This window comes from Streptomyces liliiviolaceus, assembly GCF_018070025.1.
GTDB classification, from domain to species: Bacteria; Actinomycetota; Actinomycetes; order Streptomycetales; family Streptomycetaceae; genus Streptomyces; species Streptomyces liliiviolaceus.
Window position 1 is genome coordinate 564,022 of sequence record NZ_JAGPYQ010000002.1, and the last position, 20,960, is coordinate 584,981.

Genomic DNA, 20,960 nt, shown 5'->3' on the forward strand with positions numbered 1-20,960 from the left:
CACGTCCGACAGACACGTCCAGCAGAGGAGACAGCATGAGGATCACCGTCGACGAGGAGAAGTGCTGCGGCGCCGGCCAGTGTGTGGTCATCGCGCCCGAGGTGTTCGACCAGCGGGACGAGGACGGGATCGTCGTCCTGCTCGACGCCTCGCCCGCGGCCGACCGGTACGAGGGAGCCCGCGAGTCCGCAGGTGTCTGCCCCGCCGCCGCCATCCAGCTGCACGAGGACGCGTGAGCACGCCGTCCGACGTGCTCGTCGTCGGGGCGAGCGCCGCGGGTCTGGCCGTCACGGAGAGCCTTCGCCGCAAGGGCTACCGCGGTCGGATCACCCTGCTCGGCGAGGAGGCCGGTGCGCCGTACGACCGCCCTCCGCTGTCCAAGCAGGTGCTGGCCGGCACCTGGGAGGCCGAACGGACCCGGCTGCGCACCCGTGACGTACTGGACGCCCTGGACGCCGAACTCGTCCTCGGTGAGCGTGCGGTGGCCCTCGACGCCGCCACGCGCACGGTACGTACGGGGAGCGGAACGGAGATGCGGGCGGAGGCCGTCGTACTGGCCACCGGTCTGCACGCCCGCAGGCTGCCCGGTCTCTCGGGTGCGGCGGGCGTGCACGTGCTGCGGACCCTCGACGACGCCGGCCGGCTGCGCGGGGAACTGCTGAAGGCCGAGCGGGTCGTGGTCGTCGGCGACGGGGTGCTCGGCGCCGAGATCGCCGCCACGGCCCGCACCATGGGCGTCGACGTGACGCTGGCCGGGCCGCAGAAGGCCCCGATGCAGGCGCAGTTGGGCGACGACGTCTCACGGCTTCTCGCCGCGCTGCACGGCGAGCACGGGGTGCGGCTGCGGCCGGACTCGCTCGTCGACGGGCTGGAGTCGGCCGACGGGCGCGTCACCGGTGTCCGCACGGCCGACGGCGAGGTCCTTCCCGCGGATCTCGTCGTCGCGGCGGTCGGCGGCACCCCTGCCACCGACTGGCTGACCGGCAGCGGACTGGTGCTGCGCGACGGTGTCGTGTGCGACTCGCGCTGCCGTGCCGCCGACGGCGTCCACGCCGCGGGAGACGTGGCCCGCTTCCACCACGAGGGCCTCGGCCGGTCACTGCGGCTGGAGAACCGCACCAACGCCACCGAGCAGGCCGTGCTGGTCGCGGCGAACATCCTCGGCGAGGACCGCCCGTACAGCCCCGTTCCCTACTTCTGGACCGACCAGCTCGGCGTCAGGATCCAGGTGTACGGGCTGCCCGCGCCCGGCGCCACCGTGCGGATCGCCGAAGGTGCCGTGGAAGAGGGCCGGTTCGTCGCGCGGTACCTCGACGGCGAGGGCCGACCGATCGCCGTGCTCGGCTGGAACATGCCCAAACAGGCCCGCCTGCACCACCGGCAGCTTCTCGACCGTTACGCCCCCGCGTCCCGGCCCGCATCGGCCGCCGCCCCGCGATGATCCGCCGTACGCCTCCCGCCCCGATCCACCTTTCACGCCTCTTACGCCTCTTACGCCTCCTCATGACGGAGGCGGCCCCCACTGGAGGACACCATGACCAGCACCCCTGCCACCCCCGACGCACGCAGCCGTGACATCCCCGACTTCCCCGCGCCGCGTTCCTCCGAGTGCCCCTTCGCCCCCTCCCCCGGCATGCGGGCGCTGTCCGGGTACGGGCCGCTCACCCGGGTCCGCTCCTGGGGAGACAGCACCCCCTGGGCCGTGACCGGGCACGCCGAGCAGAAGGCCCTGCTGTCCGACCCGCGCCTGAGCGTGGAGTTCACCCGGCCGGGCTTCCCCAGCCCCGTGGACCCGGCCCACGCCCACGCCGGCGGCACCGACCTGAGCTTCGTCGGCATGGACGACCCCGAACACGCCCGGCTGCGCCGCATGGTCGGCGGCACCTTCACGATCAAGCGCGTCGAGGCGATGCGCGCCCGCGTGCAGGAGATGACCGACGACTTCATCGACGCCATGCTGGCCGGTCCCCGGCCCGCCGACCTCGTCCGGGACCTCGCCCTGCCGATCCCGTCCCTGGTCATCTCCGAACTGCTCGGAGTCCCCTACGACGACCACGCGTTCTTCCAGACCAACAGCAAGACCATCGTCTCCGCCGTCGCCTCTCCCCAGGAACGCCAGGCGGCCCACACCAACCTCGCCACGTACCTCGACGAGCTGGTGGGCCGCAAACTCACCGAACCCGGCGACGATCTCCTCTCCAGCCTCTGCGCGCAGATCGAGAAGGGCGAACTCACGCGCCGCGAGGCCGCCACGATGGGTGTGCTGCTGCTCCTCGGCGGACACGAGACCACCGCGAACATGATCAGCCTGGGTACGCTCCTGCTGCTGCAGCACCCCGGGCAACTCGCCCTGATCCGCGACACGGACGATCCCGCGGTCGTCCGCGCCGCCGTCGAGGAACTCCTGCGCTACCTCTCCATCGTGCACCTCGGCCGCCGCCGTACCGCCCTGGAGGACATCGAGGTCGCCGGCCGCACCATCCGCGCCGGGGACGGCGTGATCCTCCTCGGCGAACTCGCCAACCGGGATCCCTCGGTCTTCCCCGACCCGGACCGCCTCGACCTGACCCGCAACGCCCGCCAGCACCAGGCGTTCGGCGCCGGCGCCCATCACTGCGTGGGCCAGCCCCTGGCCCGTATGGAACTCCAGGTCATCTACCCGACCCTGTTCCGCCGCATCCCCACACTCCGCGCCGTCGACAACCTCGACGCGACCCCCTTCAAGTACGACGCCATCATCTACGGTCTCCACGCCCTGCCCGTCACCTGGTGACGGGGCACGAGCGCCCGCGCTCGGAGTCGTCTCAGTGCGCGCAGGCGCCGAACTCCGTGTGGCGGGCCCTCGTGGCGTACGCGTCGTTGTCCCGCTGGTCCTGCGGAGAGGGCGGGGCGAGGTGCTGCTGACGGATCTCCCGGCGGGCTTCGGCAAGCAGTTCGTCGAACTCTTCGTCAGTCATCGCCGTCACCTCTTCCTGCTACAGGTGATCCGGAGCGACGGGATGTCCGGATTGGTCGCGCGGCGCCCCTAACCGTTGAAGCGGTCCGGGTCGAAGCCCGTCCGCTCGTTCCGGTTCAGGGCGCTGATCTCACCGATGTCGCCCTCGCTCAGCTCGAAGTCGAAGAGGTCGAAGTTCTCCTCGATCCGCTTCCGGGTCACCGACTTGGGGAAGACGATGTCCCCGCGCTGGATATGCCAGCGCAGGGTCACCTGGGCCGGCGACTTGCCGACCCGCTCCGCGATGCGGTTGATGGTCGGATCGTCGAGGACCTTGCCCTGCGCGATCGGCGACCATGCCTCGGTGGCGATCTCGTGCTCGGCGCCGAAGGCCCTGACCTCGTCCTGGGTGAGGTAGGGGTGCACCTCGATCTGGTTGACCGCGGGCACCACGTCGCTGTCTTCCAGCAGTCGGCGCAGATGACGCGGCTGGAAGTTGGAGACGCCGATGGCCTTGGCCCGGCCGGAACGGTAGACCTCCTCCAGGGCCTTCCAGGTCTCCACGAACTCGCCCTTGGCGGGCAGCGGCCAGTGGATGAGGAAGAGGTCCAGATAGTCGAGGCCCACGGCCTCCAGCGTGCGGTCGAACGCCTGAAGGGCGTTGTCGTGCCCGTGGGCGTCGTTGTTGAGCTTGCTGGTCACGAAGACGTCGGCGCGATCGAGACCGGAGTCCCGGACCGCCTGGCCGACCTCCTTCTCGTTGCCGTACATCTGTGCCGTGTCGATGTGCCGGTAGCCGGCGTTCAGCGCCGCCAGTGTCGTCTCGCGGGTGTCCTCCGGCGGGATCTGGAAGGTGCCGAAGCCGAGCTGCGGGATCTGCACGGCGTTGTTGAGGGTGATGGCGGGTACTGCGGTCACGGTGACTCCTGTGGTCGCGGTTCGAAGAGGCGAAGGGGCGTGGCGGGGGCAGGCGGCGGTGGAGTGGGGCTCGGTCAGCCGGCGATGCCGCTCAGCTCCGCGTCCGGCGGCAGGACGCGTACCAGCTTGCGGTTCACGAATTCCCGCATGCCGAGCTGCGAGAGCTCGCGTCCGTAGCCGGAGCGCTTGATGCCGCCGAACGGCAGGTCGGGCTGGGTCGAGGTGGGGTGGTTCACCCAGACCATGCCGGTCTCGACGCGCTCCGCCACCCTGCGGCCCCGCTCCACGTCGGCGCAGAACACGGAGCCGCCGAGCCCGTACTGACTGTCGTTGGCCAGGGCGACGGCCTCGTCCTCGTCGGCGACGCGGTACACCACCGCGACCGGCCCGAAGAGTTCCTCGGCGTAGGCGCGCATGCCCGGCTCGACGCCGGTGATGATCGTGGGTTCGACGTAGGCGCCCGGCCGGTCGATCCGGTGACCGCCGATGACGAGTTCCGCGCCCTGGTCGACGGTCTCGCGGATCTGGTCTGCCAGGTCGGAGGCCGCCTGCTCCGAGGAGAGCGGCCCGATGGTGGTCGCCTCGTCGGCGGGGTCTCCGGGCCGCAGCTCGGCGAACCCGCGGCGCAGCCCGGCCAGGAAGTCGTCGTACACGTCCGCCAGCACGATGAACCGCTTCGAGGCGACGCAGCTCTGGCCGGTGTTCGCCATCCGGCCCGCCACCGCGGCCTTGACCGTGCGTTCCAGGTTCTCGCCGTCGAGGACGATGAACACGTCGCTGCCGCCGAGCTCCAGCAGGCTGGGCTTGAGGTTCCGGCCGGCGCGCTCGGCGACCTGGGCGCCCGCTCCCTCGCTGCCGGTCAGGGAGGCTCCGCGCACGACCGGGCTGTCGATGATGCGCGAGATCTCGTCGTGGCTGACGAACAGGTTCGTGTAGACGCCCGCGGGGGCCTGCGCGTCGCGGAACAGCGACTCCAGCGCCAGCGCCGACTGCGGGCAGATGCCGGCGTGCTTGACCAGCACCGTGTTGCCCAGCACCAGGTTCGGGCCCGCGAAACGGACCACCTGGTAGAGCGGGAAGTTCCACGGCATGACGCCCAGCAGGACGCCGAGGGGTTCGTTGACGAGGTACGCCTCCCCCTCCGCCACGTCGAGCGGCTCGGCCGCGGCGAAGTCCGGCCCGTGCTGCGCGTAGTACCCGAGGATCGACGCGGCGAGATCGACCTCACCGCGCGCCTCGGAGATCAGCTTCCCCATCTCCAGGGTGATGAGCTGGGCCAGCTCTTCCTTGCGCTCCTTCATCAGCTCGCCCGCACGGCCCACGACGGCGGCGCGCTCCGCGATCGGCCGCCCCCGCCATGCGTGGAACGCCCGGTCCGCCGTCTCCAGCGCCGCGTCGACCTGTCCGCCCTCGATGACCGGGAACTCCTTGAGGGTCTCCCCGGTGGACGGGTTCACGGTCGCGAACGAGCTCTTGTGCTGGCCTGACATGAAATCTCCAGAACGACGGGGAAGAGCGGACTCGGGCGGAACCTCACGTTCCGCCCTGGAGCCGGGTACCCGACACCAGAATGCGAAACAGTTCATATGAGCTAAAAGGGTGCGCGGCCTGTGGGCGGGCCCGTTTCCCTGCTCGTCCTGCCCGCTCGCCGTCCCTACGCGTCCCGCGTACGCAGCAGCCAGCCGCCCGCGGTCATCGCGCCGGCCGCCCACAGGGCCAGGACGCCCAGGCCCTGCCAGGGGCCTATCGGCAGGTCGTCGACGCGCACGGTCGTCTGGACGGCGAGGCCGGCCGTCATCGGGGAGATCTGCCGGAGGTGGCGCTGCCAGTCCGGATCGGCGACCACCTGGGCCAGTACCGGGAGGACGAACAGCAGGGCGAGGACGATCCCGACGGCGGTCGCCGAGTTCCGTACGGCCAGGGCGACGCCCAGGCTGAGCAGGCCGATCAGCACGAGGTAGAGGACCGAGCCCGCGGCGGCCCGCAGCGTCGCCCCGTCGGTCGGTGACAGGGCCGTGAAACCGTGTTCCTCCGTGAAGCCGCGCCCCGGCTGCACGAGGCCGGCGATCAGTAGGGAGCCGAGGACGGAGACCGTCCCCGCCACCAGCAGCACCGCGCTGAGCACGGCGGACTTCGAGAAGAGGACCGTCAGCCTGCGCGGCACCGCGGTGAGCGTCGTCCGCATCATGCCGGTGCCGTACTCGTCGCCGACCGTCAGCACCGCCACGATCGCGACCACGACCTGGCCGACCAGCACACCGGAGAGACCGAGCCGCACCGGGTCCCCGCCGCAGCCGGTGGTGTCGCACCTGGAGGTCATGGCCACCGCGGCACCGACCGCGAGGGTCAGTACGACCATGCCGAGCGTCAGCCAGGCGTTGCCCGCGTCGGTCCGCAGCTTCGTCCATTCGGCACGTCCGGCGGCTTTCACGCGTCCCTCCGGCGGAGCAGGACCACGGCGGCGGCGAACGAGGCCGCCGCGTAGGCGCACAGGACGGCGAGGCCGGTCCAGGGGGCCAGCGGGAAGTACCCGGACGAGGGCGCGTAGACGGTGACGACCTGGTCGTAGCGCTCGACGCTCTGCTGGATGGCGAAGCCGGCGGCGGGAGTGACCCTCAGCAGCCACCGCGAGGCCCCGTCGGGCAGTACGGACGCGGTCGCGAGGAGGTAGGGCAGCACGATGCCGACGACGATCACGGTGACGGCCACGGCACCGCGCCGCAGGACGGCGCCGACGGCGAGGGCGAAGACGCTCGCGGCGGCGAGCAGCAGGCCCGTACCGACGACGACCCGCAGTTCGGTGGCCGCCGGAACCGTCAGGACGGGGAAGCCGCCCGCCTCCGACCGCTGTCTCCCGAGGGGGACCATGACCGCGGCGGAGACCACGCCGACGAGGAAGGCTACGGATCCCACCACCAGGCCCTTCGCCACCAGGACGCGGCCCCGGCGCGGGCTCGCCGCCAGGGTGAGGCCGATCATGCCCCGCCGGTACTCGGCGGTGATGCAGCCCGCGCCCACGACGACCATGACGACCAGTCCGGCGAACGCGCCGACGAGGAAGTTCTCGATGGTCCGTACGCCGCTGGTGGCGGGGCCGCCGACGACGGGCGCGATGTCGCCCGCGCCGGTCACCTCGAAGCCGCTGCCGGAAGGGGTGGCTCCGCCCCGGGTGTCCTGGTCGTAGCTCGCGGAGGTGCCGGCGTCCCCGCCGACCTGATCGCTCGCCCAGGAGTCGCCGGTCCACCGGCCGCCCAGCGTGACCCGGTCGAAGGTGCCGGTGGCGACGGCCGGCACGAAGCCCGTTCCGGTAGCGGTCTCCTCCTTGACGGACGGGGAGGTCACGAACAGTCCGACCTCCGGTGTCGCCGACAAACCGGACAGGTCCGCCCGGCCCACCTCGGTCCACCTCCGGCCGTCGGCGGACTGGTGGCCGGTGAGCGTGTCGCCGGTGCGCTGCAGGCGCAGCCACCGCGGCGCCTCCTCGGAGACCGCCCCGGCCGCCCCGGCGATGTCGTGCGTGTAGTCGTACTGCATCCGCACGCCGTGCCTGCCCGTGACCATCATCGCCGCGTACGACGATCCCTGGTCGAGGCTGTCCTTCACGATGACCCCGGCCTTCGCCCACGGTGCGAGGCCGCTCCTGCTGTCGTCCGGGCTCGTCGAGACGACGCCGGCCAGTGAGGACATCGAGACGGTGATGCTGCCGTCGCCGCGGAGCTTCTGGTGGACGAACCAGAAGTTGTCGTTGACCGCTTCGCCGCCGGGGCCGACGGGAAGCGCGGAACTGCCGTTCGGAGCGGACCTGTTGCCCGCCGCGGTGGCGAGCAGGCCCACCAGGCAGATGACCAGCACCGCGCCGACCGCGCTCCACACCCAGCCCCGTACCGTACGGAACTTGGTCCATTCCGCGTGCAGGAGCCGGCCGAAGCCGCCCCGGCCCGGCCGTGCGGTCGTGCGGGGCGGTGCCGACGTGGCGGTCATCGGCCGGCCTCCTCGGGAACGGCACCGCGGTACTGCACGGCGTTCCGGGTCAGCTCCATGTACGCCTCTTCCAGCGAGGCGCGGTGCTCGGAGATCTCCGAGAACGGCACCGCGTTCCGGCTGAGGAGCGACACCACGTCCTCCGGGGGCAGCCCCGTCAGACTGATGAGGTCGGCCCCGGTGGAGCTCACGGTGGCCCCCGAGCGGGCCAGCACCGTCATGGCCCGGGCGAGCGCGGAGGTCCGCAGGGTCACCCTGCCCCGGGACATCGACGCCAGCAGTTCACGCACGCCCATGTCGGCGACGACCCTGCCGCGTCCGACGACCACCACGTGGTCGGCGATGTCCTGCAGTTCGCCCATCAGGTGGCTGGAGACCAGCACGGCCCTGCCCTGTCCGGCCAGTGAGGCGAGGAAGTCTCGCATCCACCTGATTCCTTCGGGGTCCAGGCCGTTGAAGGGCTCGTCGAGCATGACCACCGGGGGGTCGCCGAGGAGGGCGGCCGCGATACCGAGACGCTGCCTCATCCCCAGGGAGAAGCCGCCCGCCCTGCGCCGGGCCGCGTCCTGGAGGCCGACCTGCCGGATCACCTCGTCGACCCGCCCCGCGCCCAGCCCCTGGGAATGGGCCAGCCACAGCAGATGGTGGCGGGCGGTACGGCTCGGCTGCACGGCCGCGGCGTCCAGCAGCGCCCCGATATGGGTGAGCGGGGTCCGCAGGTCCTGGTAGCGGCGCCCGCCGACCAGTGCGGTTCCCCTGTCGGGTCCGTCCAGGCCGAGGATGACCCGCATGGTCGTGGACTTGCCGGCGCCGTTCGGCCCGACGAAGCCCGTGACCTGCCCCGGTCTGACGTCGAACGTCATCCCGTCCAGCGCCCGGGTGCCTCCGAAGTGCTTGTGGACGTCCCTGACTTCGATCCTCGCGTCCGACCCGTCGATCGCTTTCTCCATGTCCGCAGACTAGGGAGAAGGGGGTGGCCGGGTCGTCACGGCCGGGAGCCATGTTCCGCACCACTCACAGGAGCCAGTCCGCGTTCGGTCCGTCCCTCACAGGAGGGACGAGCCTAGGGCCTGTCCGAGAGTGCCGACTGGAGTGCTGACGCCGGTCACGCCACCCGCGGCGCGGTCACGCTATCGCTGCCCGCGGGAGCCGGGCACGACAAATCCCGTCTCGTACGCGGCGATCACGGCCTGCGTACGGTCGCGCAGCGCGAGCTTGCCGAGGATTCTGCTGACGTGTGTCTTCACCGTCTCCTCGCCGACGACCAGCCTGGCGCCGATCTCCGGGTTGGACAGGCCCTCGGCGACCAGCAGCAGGACCTCTCGCTCGCGTGCGGTGAGCGCCTTCATGCCGGGCGGCGGTGCGGTGTCGGGTCTGGCGGGCATCAGCGCGAACTCGCTGATGAGCCTGCGGGTGATGCCGGGCGCGAGCAGCGCGTCCCCGGCGGCGACGACCCGTACGGCGTCGAAGAGCCGTTCCGCGGTCACCTCCTTGAGGAGGAAGCCGCTGGCTCCGGCGCGCAGCGCGTCGTACACGTACTCGTCGAGGTCGAACGTCGTCAGGATCAGGACGCGCGGTGCGTCGACGCCGTCGGGCGAGGAGCCCACGAGCTGTCTGGTGGCCTCGATGCCGTCCATCTCGGGCATGCGGATGTCCATGAGGACCACGTCCGGACAGACCTCGCGGCAGACCCGTACCGCTTCCGCCCCGGAGGACGCGGTCCGTACGACGGTGAAGTCGGCCTGGCTGTCGAGCAGCGCGGCGAAGCCGGTGCGGACCACGAGGTGGTCGTCGGCGACGACGACCCGGATCGGCGGGGACGGGCTGGTCATGAGATCTCTTCCGTCATGAGGGCTCTGGCGTCATCGGGGTTGCGGTGCCTTGAGGGGGAAACGTGCCTCGACGACGAAACCGCCGCCGCCGAACCCCGGGCCGGTGTGGACGTCGCCGCCGACCGCGGACGCGCGTTCGCGCATACCGAGCAGGCCGTGTCCGCCGGTGGGCCGGTCGCGCGGCGGTCCAGGGCCGTTGTCGCGGACGCGCAGGTGCAGCGCTTCGTCGGCGTAGACGAGTTCCACGTCGACGGCGGCGCCGGTGGCGTGCTTACGGGCGTTGGTGAGGGATTCCTGGACGATGCGGTAGGCGGCGAGTTCGATGCCGGGGTCCAGTGCGCTCGGTGAGCCGCTGAGGATGAGGCGGATGGATGTGGCGGACGCCTTGCGTGCCTCTTCGAGCAGTTCGTGGAGCTGTGTCAGGTCGGGCTGCGGCCTGCGGTCACCGCCGGTGACGGACCCGGTGTCCTCGCGGAGCACGCCGAGCAGCCTGCGCATCTCGGTCAGGGCCGCGCGGGCGGTGTCCCCGATACCGAGCAGTCGTTCGGCGCCCTCGGCCGGCATGCCCGCGGTGGCTATCCGGGCCGTCTCGGCCTGTACGGCGATCATGGAGATGTGGTGGCCGACGACGTCGTGCAACTCACGCACGATGCGCACGCGTTCGCCCCGTGCGGCGTTCTCCCACCGCGTGCCGTCCATGACCTCGCGGATGGCGCTGTGCCGCCGGTTCTGCTCGTGGGAACGGGCGGCCAGTCCGGCGAAGGCGGCCAGCGGGGCCAGTGCCGCGACGAGCACGACCCGTACGCGGTGGCCGGTGTCGTCGGGGCCGGTGAGGGCCAGGACGAGGAAGGGCGTGCCGAGGAGCGCCGCGGACAGGAGGGAGCCGCCGCGGCCGAGCCGGTACTGGGCGACGAGCTGGGCGGCCAGGCCCGCCACGGTCAGCGTCCCGAGGATCAGGAGCGAGCCGATGCTCGCCGTGGTGACGGTGACCCCGGCCGCCAGGGGGCGCAGAAAGGCGAGCGGCAGTGCGGTCGACAGACACAACAGCCCGACCACCATGGCGAACTGCACGCCCGTGGCGCTGCCGTGCGGGCCGGCCTGCGCGGTGGCGTCGGCGAACAGCCGGGGTATCGACCCGTGGGCGCCGACGAATTCGGCGAGCGATTCCAGGACGGCGGACAGCCCGAGCAGGGTCCCGAACAGCACACCCACGTGCGGGAGTTCGGACACTCGCCGTCGCGTCGCGGTCCAGGTGTCACGCCAAGCCGTCGCACGGGGCACGCCGGTCAGTATGGCAGTCGGGACTCTTCGGGATCATCCCTCCAGCGGGCGATGACGTCGTCCCCCGCGCGAGGGACGACACCGTCAGCGGCCGGGGACACGCGCCCCTCGCGCACCGCCTGTAACATGACCGTGATCTGGGGCGAAAGGACATCGATGCAGGCCGGGGACGACGTCAACTCTCTTGAGACGGCGACGAGGCAGTTCGTCGCGGCGCGTCCCCAGCTCTTCGGAGTCGCCTATCGCATGCTCGGCAGCGTCGCGGAGGCCGAGGACGTCCTCCAGGAGGCGTGGGTGCGGTGGCAGAAGGCCGACCGCACGAACATCGTCGAGCCGACCGCCTTCCTGACCACCGTGGCCACCCGGCTGGCGATCAACACGGCCCAGTCCGCCCGCGTACGCCGTGAGACGTATGTCGGACCGTGGCTCCCCGAGCCGGTCGACACCAGCCTCGACCCGCATCTGGGGGCGGAGCGCGCCGAGGCGGTCGAGCTGGCGGTTCTCCATCTCCTGGAGAGGCTGAATCCGGTGGAGCGGGCCGCCTACGTCCTGCGGGAGGCGTTCGACTACCCCTACCGGCAGGTCGCGGAGATCCTGGAGACGAGTGAGGCCAACACCCGCCAGCTGGTGAGCCGGGCGCGCAGGCATCTGGCCACCGAGCGGAAGGAACAGGTGAGCCGCAGCGAGCACCGGCGGCTGCTGACGGTGTTCCTGACCGCGGCGCGGACCGGCGATCTGAAGTCGCTCGAAGAGGTCCTCGCGGCGGACGTCGTCAGCTACTCCGACGGCGGAGGGGTGCGTGGCGCCTCGCGGATCCCGGTGGTCGGACGCCCGCACGTCTCCCGGTACCTCGCCGCCTTCGCGCCGCGGTTCTGGCCGGAGTCGGACGTCAGCTGGGTCGAGGCCAACGGCCGCCCGGCCGTCCTCGTGCGGTCCGGCGGCAGCGCCGTGGCCCTGCTGTCGGTGGACGTGTCGGCGGAGGGCATCGACCGGATCATGTGGGTCATGGCCCCGGACAAGCTGTCGCCGTACTTGGCGTCGCTGGACGACCGGGCGGACGGCTGAGCGGACGCCGCCGAGCGCCGCCCGCCCCGGGGCTTCGCCGGTTCAGCGCCGGCTTCGTACCAGCAGGTACAGGAAGTACGGTGTGCCGATCACGGCCGTCATCAGGCCCGCGCCCAGCTGGGCGGGGGCGATGACCGTGCGGCCGAGGAGGTCGGCCGTGCAGACGAGCGCGGCGCCCAGCAGGACCGCCACCGGCACCACCCGGACGTGCCGTCGGCCCACCAGGGCGCGGGCCGCGTGCGGTGCCACCAGGCCCACGAATCCGATGGTGCCGGCCGAGGCGACGGCGGTCGCGCTGAGCAGGACGGCCACCACCAGGAAGCCGAGCCTGGCCCGGGACAGCGGCAGGCCGAGGAGGCGCGGGGTGTCCTCGTCGAGGGAGACGAGGTCCAGTTCGGTGCGCCGGGCGAAGGCGACGACGAGGCCCAGGACCAGCACGAGTGCGACGGGCAGCACGTCCGGCATGGTCCGGCCGTACGTCGAACCGGACAGCCAGGTCAGCGCCTTCGTGGCGTTGAACGGGTCCGTGAGCACGATCAGCAGGCTGATCAGCGCCGCGGTACCCGCGGCGACACCGATACCGACGAGGACCAGCCTGTTCTGCCGGTAGCCGCCCCGGGCGGCGAGCCCGAAGACGACGACGGAGGTCAGCGCGGCGCCCGCGAACGCGGCGCCCGCGATGCCCCAGGTGCCGGCGACGGGCGCGGTGGTGACGAGGAGTACGGCGCCCAGCGCGGCGCCGCCGGACACGCCGAGGACGCCCGGCTCCGCGAGCGGGTTGCGGGTCACGGCCTGGACGAGCGTGCCGGCCAGGGCGAGCGCCGCTCCCGCGCACAGGGCCGCGAGCACGCGGGGGACGCGGGTTTCGAGGACGAAGGACACGCCTCGGCCGGCCCGGCCCTGCGCCCAGTTCGCGAGGTCGCCGAGCAGGAGTTTGCTGTCGCCGAGCAGGGCGCCGGCGACCGTGACGCCGACGACCACGGCGACCAGAGCGGCCAGGGTCACCAGGAACACGGTCCGGCTGGGGATACGGATCCGGTCCGGGGCCTCGGCTCCGGAGGTGTCCCGCAGCCGCAGGGCCATCGCCACCAGGAACACGGCGCCGACCAGGCTGGTGACGACGCCGGTGGGCACCGCGACCGCCCGGTCCGAGGGGACGAGGGCCCGGAGCAGCACGTCCGAGCCGAGGACCAGCACCGCGCCGACGAGTCCCGCCACCGGCAGCGTCGTACGGGCGCGGGCGAAGCCCCTGAGTCTGCGGGCGAGCGGGCGCACCAGGGCCGGTGCGCACAGGCCGACGAAGCCGATGGGTCCGGCGAGGGTGACCGCCGCCGCCGACAGCAGCGAGGCCAGGACGACCACCGTGACGCGGGTGGCACGGACCGGCACGCCGAGACCGCGCGCGGCGTCGTCGCCGAGGGCGAGCGCGTCGACGCGGCGTGCGACCAGCAGCAGTCCGGCGATCCCGGCCAGGGCGACGGGCAGCATCTGGAGGACGCCGTCGAAGCCGTTCTGGCTGATGCTGCCCTGGTTCCACTGGTAGAGGCCCTCGGTCTGCTCCGGGAACAGCAGGAGCAGGCCCTGCGTCACGGAGTTCAGGCCCAGGGCCAGCGCGGTGCCCGCGAGGACCAGCCGTACGGTGCCCGTGCCGAGACCGGACAGGGCGAGGACGACGGCCGCGGCGAGGAGTCCGCCGACGAAGGCGACCGAGGAGGAGGCGAGCAGCGGCAGCGAGACGCCGGTGGCGCCGACCAGACCGAGCGCCAGATACGAACCGGCGTTCACCGCGAGGGTGTCGGGTGAGGCGAGGACGTTGCGGCTGACGGCCTGGAGGACGGCGCCCGCCACACCGAGAATGACGCCGACCATGATGCCGGCAACCATCCTCGGCAGCCGGGAGGCGATCACGACGGACGCGTCGGCCCCTTCGCCCTGCCCGGTCAGGGCCTTGAGGACCTCGGCCGGTCCGACGTCGGCGGTGCCCTGGGTGATGTCGACGATCCCGAGGGCCAGGACCAGGAGGACGAGCGCGGCCGTCACCGCGGCCGCGCCCGCCCAGGACGTGGCCGTCGACGGGCGGGTGACGGGAGGGGTTGCGGTGACGGCCATGGCTCCGTTGCTTCTGCTTCGCCGACTTCTGTTACTGCTGCTGTTCCGTTGGTCTCTGCCGCTACTTCGTCAGCGCGGCGACGAGGGCGTCGACGTACGCGGACATCGACCCGGGGCCGCCGAACATCCAGATGCCGTCGTCCAGGCGGTGCACGTCACCGGACTTCACGAACGGCAGGGACTTCCAGACGGCGTTCTTCGCGAGCACTCCGGTGAACGGGGTGGCGGTCTTGTCGCCGTCGTTGCCGATGTAGGCGAACTGCGTGTCCTTCGGCAGGTCGGTGAGGCCTTCGACGTCGGTGGACCCGAGTCCGTAGGCCGCGTCGCCCTTGACCTTCCACGCGTTCTTCAGGCCGAGGCGCTTGTTGACGGATCCGATGAGGGAACCGTCGGTGTACGGGCGCAGGGTGACCTGGTTGGAGGTGACGTAGCCGTCGGCGAAGGCGATCTCCGTGCCCGCGAGGTCGGCGTCGGCGAGGGCCTTCTTGCCCTCGGCGAGCTTGGCCTCGAAGTCCTTGCGGGCCGTCGCCGCCTTGTCGGTGGTGCCGGTGGCCTTGGCGATCAGGTCGAGGTTCTCCAGCATCTGACCGATCTGGTCCGAGCCGTCGGCGGACTTGATCTCCAGTACCGGGGCGACCTCGCGCAGCTGCTTCACGGCCGCGGGCGCCAGGTCCGAGGAGGCCAGGATGAGGTCGGGCGCGAGGGCGGCGACGGTGTCCATGCTGGGCTCGCCGCGGGTGCCGATGTCCTTCGGCTCGTTCTTCAGCGGGACGGCGGAGTCCCAGGTGTTGTAGCCCTTGACGTCGGAGACGCCGACCGGGTCGACGCCGAGCGTGACGAGGTTCTCGACCTCGTTCCACTCGGTGGCGACGACCTTGGTGGCCGGGCCGTCGAGCTTGAGCTTCTTGCCGGAGCCGTCGGTGAGGGTGATGGCCTCGGACGTCTTCTTCTCGGTCTTGTCGGCGGCAGGCTCGGTGGTGCCGCACGCGGCGAGGGTCAGCGCCGCGGCGGTGGTGGCGGCCGCGGTGAGCAGGAGGCGTCTCATGAGGTGGTGCCGAGCCTTTCGGTTCGAGTGCGGCGGGTGTGCCGGGTGTGGTGTCGGCCGATCGGGCGGGTGCGCAGCCGGCCGGTGAGGGGGTCGTGGTCCACGTCGATGCGGATGCCGTAGACGGCGGTGAGGCGTTCCGGGGTGAGGACGTCCTCGGGCAGGCCGTCGGCGACGATGCGGCCCGCTTCGAGCAGGGTGATCCGGTCGGCGATGGCCGCCGCCTGGTCGAGGTCGTGCAGGACGACCCCGACGGCGATGCCGTGGTCGTCCGCCAGGTCCCGGACGAGGTCGAGGAGTTCGATCTGGTAGCGCAGGTCGAGGTAGGTCGTCGGCTCGTCGAGCAGCAGCACGCCGGTCTCCTGGGCGAGGCAGCTGGCGAGCCACACCCGCTGGAGCTGTCCGCCGGAGAGGTGGTCGGCGCCGCGCTCGGCGAGGTCCGTGACGCCGGTCAGCGCGAGCGCGCGGTCGATCGCGGCGGACGCGTCCGGGTCGGGCCGGCCGAAGCGGCCCCGGTAGGGGTAGCGGCCGAACTCGACGACGTCCCGCACGGTGAGTCCGCTGGGGGTGGGGCGGCCCTGGGTCAGCAGGGCGACGTGCCGCGAGAACTCACGGGCGCTCAGGGCGAGGCCGTCGGTCTCGGTGTCGATCCTGAGCGTGGCGTGGCGGGCCCGCTGCAGACGGGCGATCGTCCGCAGGAGCGTCGACTTGCCGCTGCCGTTGGGGCCGACCAGGACGGTCACCTCACCGGGCCGCAGGGCGACCGCCGCGTCGTGCACGACGTCGACGCCGTCGTAGGCGACGGTCACGCTCGTGGCCGACAGTTGGTGACCGCGAAGACGCGGGGTGTCGGCTGTTTCTTCACCAGATCTCACCCGACGAAGGTTAGCCTACCCTTATTTGTGCTGGACAGGGGGTGCCGGTGCGTCGGTCAGCCGGTCTGCCAGGACTCCGGACTCCACACGCCCGAGCGCCGCAGCGACGCCGGGCAGTGCAGATATATCTCGTCGATCTCCAGGACCAGGGCGAGCGCGGGACGCTGGCCCTTCACCGTCATGGCGTCGAAGAACGGGGCGTCGGAGAGGATGCGGGCCCGGCCGTTGACCCGCAGGACCTCTTTGCTGCCGGGTATCAGGTAGAGCAGGCCGGCGTGCGGGTTGTCGAGGATGTTGTGGAAGCTGTCGCCCCGCCGGTTCCCCGGCCGGTCGGGCAGGGCGAGCGTGCCGGAGTCGATGACGTGCGTGAAGCCGGGGGCGTCCCCACGAGGGGAGACGTCGCAGTTGCCGCGCGAGTCGGAGGTGGCCAGCAGGCAGAAGGGCGAGCGGGCGATGATGTCCCGGTCCTGGTCGGCGAGGCGGTCGTGGACCTTCTCGATCACGATGGGCCAGGGCTCGCCGAGCAGCTCGCGCAGCTCGGCGCCCGACCCCAGTTCGACCCAGCCCTCCCGGCCCTCCCGACCCTCCCGGCCTTCCTCGGTCACGGCGTCCGGCCCTGTTCCGGCGGTGTCGATCGTGTGCGGCAAGGCCGACTCCAAACATGCGTGCGTCCGGCGGGTACAAGTAGTTGCACGCAGAACATTATCTGACGTCGTTAGGCATGCCTTACCTGAGAGACGCCCGGGGCGGCCGCGACGACACGGTCCCGCTCAACCCGCGTGAACCGTCCCTCGGAGACCCAGAGGTCGGCGAGAGCAGCCACCGCCCGTACGAGATCGGCGGAGGTCGCGAAGGGTGCCTGGGCCCAGAGGACGTCGAGGAAGGTCAGCCCGTCGCCGCGGGCGCGGTTCGGTACGCCGGAGTCGGTGGCCCCGAACACGACGACGGGTTCGGCCCGCCTGAAGTAGGCGTGGTAGCGGGCGTCGTCCGCGAGATGGAACGGCGCCAGGGTCAGACCGTGGGTGGTGAAGTGCGAGGGGCGGCCCTCGGGATCGATCGCGTCGGCGAGATCACCCCGGAGCGTGAAGTCCTTGTAGAAAGAGAACGCGCGGAATCCCGTCGCCGCGCTCCGCGCGACCAGCAGGACCGGCCCGTGGAACAGCGACTGGACGGCGGGATCGTCCAGGGCCCTCTCGATCCGCAGCCGGTAGGGCGCCGACACATCGACCCGGTCGCCGCGCCGCCAGTTCCGGCTCAGGGTGAGATAGCTGCCGGGCACGGCCTCGGCCCGCTGCGGCACCCCGTTGACCGTGACGGTGAAGCCTCCCGTGGCCCAGGACGGCACCCGCAGTCTCAGATCGAGCGGGCCGCCGCCCTCGCGGAAGACCAGGGTGCGGAGGCTCTCCGCCGGGTAGTCGCCCGTCTGCTCGACGACGAGTCCCTTCTCGGGCCACCGCAGGGTCGAGGCGAGGTAGAGGTTGACGTACAGCGCGTCGCCGTCGGCGGAGCGGAAGTACACCGAGTCCTGGTACTTGGTGTGGTTCTCCATGCCGGTGCCGCCGCAGCACGTGCCGATGTTGCCGTACTCCCGCACGACTCCGGGCCCCATGCCGACGAAATAGGTGACCTCCGGACCGCTCGTGCTCGGCGCCCCGCCCGCGTCCCGGCGGGAGGCGAGGATGTGGTTGGTCAGACCGCGCTCGTAGTGGTCCATGTACACGGGGTCGGGCTCGTGGAAGAAGAGCTGCCGGCTCAGCTTGAGCATGTTGTACGTGGCGCAGGTCTCGGCGTTCTTGTCGTCGAGGGTCGCCGCGATCGCGCCCCGGGCCCGGAACATCTCGCCCTGTCCCGTACCGCCCAGGCTGTACGTCCGGGACTCGGTGACCATGTCCCAGAAATTGCGGGCCGCGGCGGCGTACCGCTCCTCCCCCGTGTGGTCGTACAGCCGCAGATAGCCGGTGAACTGCGGGATGTGCTGGTTGGCGTGTCTGCCCTCCAGGATGTCCCGGTCCTCGGCGCAGGCGTCCAGCAGCGCGGTGTTGTCGAAGCAGCGGGCGGCGGCCAGGTGTTGCGGCCGTCCGGTGAGCGCGTACAGGTCCGCCAGCACCTCGTTCATCCCGCCGTACTCACCCGCGATGTAGATCGACCACATACGCTCCAGCTGCGCCTTCGGCAGCGCGCCGAGCCGACTGTGCACCCAGTCGCCCATCCCGGATGCGAGTGTGAGGGCCTGCGCGTTCCCGCCGAGGGTGTACGCGTCCAGGAGACCCCGCATGATCTTGTGGCAGGTGTAGTAGGGCGCCCAGATGGTGGGGTAGGTCGTATAGCTCTCCAGCAGGACGAACTGCGTCTCCGGGTACGCCGCCAGGTAGCCGGGGTGGCTCGGTCTCGGGGAGCCGTGGTCGGCCAGGGCCTGTCGGCACTCGCCCAACGCGCTGACCAGATGGTCGAGTTTGGTCTTGAGCGCCGCCTCCCGGGTGTCGGCGTACGCCTGGGCGACGAGCGTGAGGAAGTGGCCGCCGTAGTGGCCGCGCAGATTGCCGTCGGCGGTCTCCCAGCCGCCGGGCGGGCGGGCCCCGCGGGTGTCCAGTCCGGCGTTGGCCCGGAAGACGGCCAGGATGCGGTCGGCGGGGTAGGCCCTGGCGTAGTCGAGCATCAGATCGCGCTTGCGGCGGAACGCGCCGTCGCCGAGGGCGACTTGGCCCAGCGGGAACGGCTGTACCGGCAGGGCGGGCGCGGCTGCCGTAGCGGCCATGGCGGCCCCGCCGGGAGCCGTTCCCGCGATGCCCGGCGCGTCGGGGGCCGCGCCGGTCACGGCCTGCGCGGGCGTGATCGCCTGCGCGAGGGGGACGGCGGCCGCCGTCCCGGCGGCGAGCCGCAACAGGCCTCGGCGTGTGGGGGGTTGGGACATGCTCCGTCTCCGATCATCGGTCGTCCGCGGGCAGCCACACCCGCATCGTCGAGGGACCCCGGTTCGCCCAGGAGTGGTACGGGACCAGGGTGATCTCCGCCCGGTCGCTCCCGGGCGGGGCGGTGGGGGCGTCGAGCGGCCGGTAGGGCCAGGGCTCGTCGCGTCGCGCGTCGTACGCGGTGGACCGTGGGTCGTACAGGGCGAGGCGGCCGTCGACCACGACGGTGTCCACCGCCGGGTCCGGCCCGTCGCGCGGATCGACGGCCGGGTCCACCCGGATCGCGTCGACGTCCAGGCCGTCGGGCAGGTCCACGGACTCGGCGCAGTACACCCGCGGCCCGCGCTGGACGGCCACGGCGCCGCGCACCGCGTCGACGCGCGGATCGGCGCCGATCCAGCGCGGCCGTACGGGCAGTTCGAGCCGGATCTCGTCGCCCGGCCGGAAGACGCGGGTGACCTCGGCCGTGCCCGGGGCGACCGTGCGACGGGTGCCGTCCGGTTCGACCAGCCATGACGTGGCGCCCGCCGTCCACGCGGGGACGCGCAGCGACACGGTCCACGGGCGGTCGGACGGCGACCGGTCGACGCGCACGACCACGGTCCCGTCGGCCGGGTAGTCGGTGCGGATCCGCAGGGCGACGGCGTGACCGGGTGTGAGGGAGGTGGCGATGCGCGCGTCGGCGTACTGGTGCAGCTGGATGCCGTGGTCGTCCGCCGTGGCCAGGTGCGCGGGAAGCTGGGCCAGGGTCCGTGCCACGTTGGTGGGGCAGCAGGACACCGCGAACCAGGGCGCGCGCAGGCCGGGATCGGCACCCGGACTGACCGTGTCGGGGGCGGGCACGGCGCTCCGGTGACGCCGGTGCAGCGTGTTGGCGTAGAAGAAGGCCCGGCCGTGTTCCGCCGGGGAGGTCGCGACCACGTTGAACAGGGTCCGTTCCGCGAGGTCGGCGAAGCGCGGTTCGCCGGTGGCGAGCAGCAATCGCCAGCTGAGCAGTACGGAGGCGACGCCCGCGCAGGTCTCCGAATAGGCGCGGTCCGGCGGCAGGACGAAGTCGTCGCCGAAGGACTCGTCCCGGTGGTGGGAGCCCATGCCGCCGGTGACATACGTGCGCCGGGCGACCCCCGCCTCCCACTGCCGGACGACTGCGGCGAGCAGTTCCTCGTCGCCGGTCTCCACGGCCACGTCGACGGCGCCGGCCGCGAGGTAGAGGGCGCGTACGGCGTGCCCGCGCAGCGCCCGCGCCTCTCGTACGGGCAGGTCGTCCTGGTGGTAGACGCGGCCGAACTCGCCGTCGGCGAGCGTGCCGTGGCCCCGGCGGTCGACGAAGAGCGCGGCCTGGGCGAGATAGCGCTCCTCCCCCGTCAGCCGCGCCAGTTCCACCAGGGCCGTCTCGATCAGCGGATGGCCGCAGACGCGCTCGATGCCACCCCGGCCGAATGTGGCGCAGATGTGGTCGGCGGCCCGCCGGGCGACCTCCGCCAGCTCGCCCCCGCTCCCGCCCCGCGCCCTGGCCTCGGCGACGCCCGCCTGGATCAGATGGCCGTAGCAGTACAGCTCGTGGCCCCATTCCAGGTCGCTGTAACGGGGCGGCTGTCCGGGGCGGCCGAAGGCGGTGTTCAGATAGCCGTCCGGTTCCTGGGCTGCGGCGACGGCCCCGACGAGTGCGGTGACGTCGACGTCCGGCGCGCTGCCGGAGGCGCTCTGCCAGGCCGTGGCTTCGAGGAGCTTGTAGATCTCGGAGTCGGCGAACTCCCTTCCCTGCCGGTCCTGTTGGACCCGCCCCTCGGCTGCGGCACGGAAGTTGCCGGTCCAGCCGGAGCGTTCCATCCAGTCTCGGCAGTGGCGGAGGCCGACTGTCTCGTTGATGTGCCTGCGACGGGCCCAGAAGCCGCCGGTGATGTCGACCTCGTCGAGTCCGAGCGGCCGCAGTGCGCCCCGGGTCGGCGCCGCGGGAAGGACGGTCGACGGCACCGGGTTTCCCCTGCCTGCCTTGCTCTCCTCGTTCCC

Annotated in this window: 17 protein-coding genes and 1 pseudogene; 4 read left to right on the forward strand and 14 right to left on the reverse strand. The window is 72.0% G+C overall.

Annotated elements, in window-relative coordinates:
• Positions 1-35: 35 nt before the first annotated feature.
• The 3 genes from J8N05_RS37815 to J8N05_RS37825 all read left to right on the forward strand — a co-directional run bounded on the left by J8N05_RS37815 (position 36) and on the right by J8N05_RS37825 (position 2,773).
• Positions 36-236 carry a ferredoxin gene (locus J8N05_RS37815; protein WP_210891264.1) on the forward strand — a complete coding sequence of 67 codons (201 nt, stop codon included), beginning with the start codon at positions 36-38 and terminating at the stop codon, positions 234-236.
• Positions 233-1,441, forward strand: a complete 1,209-nt coding sequence (locus tag J8N05_RS37820) for an NAD(P)/FAD-dependent oxidoreductase (RefSeq protein WP_210891265.1) — start codon at positions 233-235, stop codon at positions 1,439-1,441. The genes J8N05_RS37815 and J8N05_RS37820 overlap by 4 nt, the downstream gene beginning before the upstream one ends.
• 93 nt (positions 1,442-1,534) lie before the next feature.
• Positions 1,535-2,773 (forward strand): cytochrome P450, encoded by a 1,239-nt coding sequence (locus J8N05_RS37825; RefSeq protein ID WP_210891266.1) that lies wholly within the window; start codon positions 1,535-1,537, stop codon positions 2,771-2,773.
• 31 nt (positions 2,774-2,804) lie between these two features.
• On the opposite strand, the gene J8N05_RS37830 is transcribed toward J8N05_RS37825, so the two are convergent.
• The 8 genes from J8N05_RS37830 to J8N05_RS37865 all read right to left on the reverse strand — a co-directional run bounded on the left by J8N05_RS37830 (position 2,805) and on the right by J8N05_RS37865 (position 10,947).
• On the reverse strand, positions 2,805-2,957 hold the full coding sequence (locus J8N05_RS37830) for a hypothetical protein (protein ID WP_210891267.1): 153 nt from the start codon (positions 2,955-2,957) through the stop codon (positions 2,805-2,807).
• 68 nt (positions 2,958-3,025) lie between these two features.
• The gene (locus tag J8N05_RS37835; RefSeq protein ID WP_210891269.1) at positions 3,026-3,853 is read right to left on the reverse strand and encodes an aldo/keto reductase; all 828 of its coding nucleotides are present in this window, start codon (positions 3,851-3,853) and stop codon (positions 3,026-3,028) included.
• Positions 3,854-3,927: 74 nt separating this feature from the next.
• On the reverse strand, positions 3,928-5,343 hold the full coding sequence (locus tag J8N05_RS37840; protein WP_210891270.1) for an NAD-dependent succinate-semialdehyde dehydrogenase: 1,416 nt from the start codon (positions 5,341-5,343) through the stop codon (positions 3,928-3,930).
• A gap of 164 nt (positions 5,344-5,507) precedes the next feature.
• Positions 5,508-6,284 carry an ABC-2 transporter permease gene (locus J8N05_RS37845; RefSeq protein WP_210891273.1) on the reverse strand — a complete coding sequence of 259 codons (777 nt, stop codon included), beginning with the start codon at positions 6,282-6,284 and terminating at the stop codon, positions 5,508-5,510.
• Positions 6,281-7,834 (reverse strand): ABC transporter permease subunit, encoded by a 1,554-nt coding sequence (locus tag J8N05_RS37850; protein WP_210891275.1) that lies wholly within the window; start codon positions 7,832-7,834, stop codon positions 6,281-6,283. The genes J8N05_RS37845 and J8N05_RS37850 overlap by 4 nt, the downstream gene beginning before the upstream one ends.
• Entirely contained in the window at positions 7,831-8,784 is a 954-nt protein-coding gene (locus J8N05_RS37855; RefSeq protein WP_210891277.1) for an ATP-binding cassette domain-containing protein, read from the reverse strand. The genes J8N05_RS37850 and J8N05_RS37855 overlap by 4 nt, the downstream gene beginning before the upstream one ends.
• Before the next feature lie 180 nt (positions 8,785-8,964).
• Positions 8,965-9,666, reverse strand: coding sequence for a response regulator (locus J8N05_RS37860; RefSeq protein WP_210891279.1), 702 nt, complete (start codon positions 9,664-9,666; stop codon positions 8,965-8,967).
• A 30-nt stretch (positions 9,667-9,696) separates the two neighbouring features.
• Entirely contained in the window at positions 9,697-10,947 is a 1,251-nt protein-coding gene (locus J8N05_RS37865) for a sensor histidine kinase (protein ID WP_247706856.1), read from the reverse strand.
• 156 nt (positions 10,948-11,103) lie between these two features.
• On the opposite strand from J8N05_RS37865, the gene J8N05_RS37870 reads away from it, so the two are divergent.
• On the forward strand, positions 11,104-12,012 hold the full coding sequence (locus J8N05_RS37870) for an RNA polymerase sigma-70 factor (protein WP_210894096.1): 909 nt from the start codon (positions 11,104-11,106) through the stop codon (positions 12,010-12,012).
• A gap of 42 nt (positions 12,013-12,054) precedes the next feature.
• Here J8N05_RS37870 and J8N05_RS37875 read toward each other — a convergent pair.
• The 6 genes and pseudogenes from J8N05_RS37875 to J8N05_RS37900 form a co-directional block, all read right to left on the reverse strand.
• Positions 12,055-14,127, reverse strand: a pseudogene (locus J8N05_RS37875) (iron ABC transporter permease); the annotation flags it as partial.
• A 55-nt stretch (positions 14,128-14,182) separates the two neighbouring features.
• The gene (locus tag J8N05_RS37880) at positions 14,183-15,166 is read right to left on the reverse strand and encodes an iron-siderophore ABC transporter substrate-binding protein (RefSeq protein ID WP_210891283.1); all 984 of its coding nucleotides are present in this window, start codon (positions 15,164-15,166) and stop codon (positions 14,183-14,185) included.
• Positions 15,163-16,041 carry an ABC transporter ATP-binding protein gene (locus J8N05_RS37885; RefSeq protein WP_210891285.1) on the reverse strand — a complete coding sequence of 293 codons (879 nt, stop codon included), beginning with the start codon at positions 16,039-16,041 and terminating at the stop codon, positions 15,163-15,165. Before J8N05_RS37885 ends, J8N05_RS37880 begins: the two co-directional genes overlap by 4 nt.
• Before the next feature lie 56 nt (positions 16,042-16,097).
• Positions 16,098-16,688, reverse strand: coding sequence for an MSMEG_1061 family FMN-dependent PPOX-type flavoprotein (locus J8N05_RS37890; protein WP_210891287.1), 591 nt, complete (start codon positions 16,686-16,688; stop codon positions 16,098-16,100).
• Positions 16,689-16,756: 68 nt separating this feature from the next.
• Positions 16,757-18,952 (reverse strand): glycoside hydrolase family 127 protein, encoded by a 2,196-nt coding sequence (locus J8N05_RS37895; protein WP_210891289.1) that lies wholly within the window; start codon positions 18,950-18,952, stop codon positions 16,757-16,759.
• A 13-nt stretch (positions 18,953-18,965) separates the two neighbouring features.
• Positions 18,966-20,924, reverse strand: coding sequence for a glycoside hydrolase family 127 protein (locus J8N05_RS37900; RefSeq protein ID WP_210891292.1), 1,959 nt, complete (start codon positions 20,922-20,924; stop codon positions 18,966-18,968).
• Positions 20,925-20,960 lie beyond the last annotated feature (36 nt).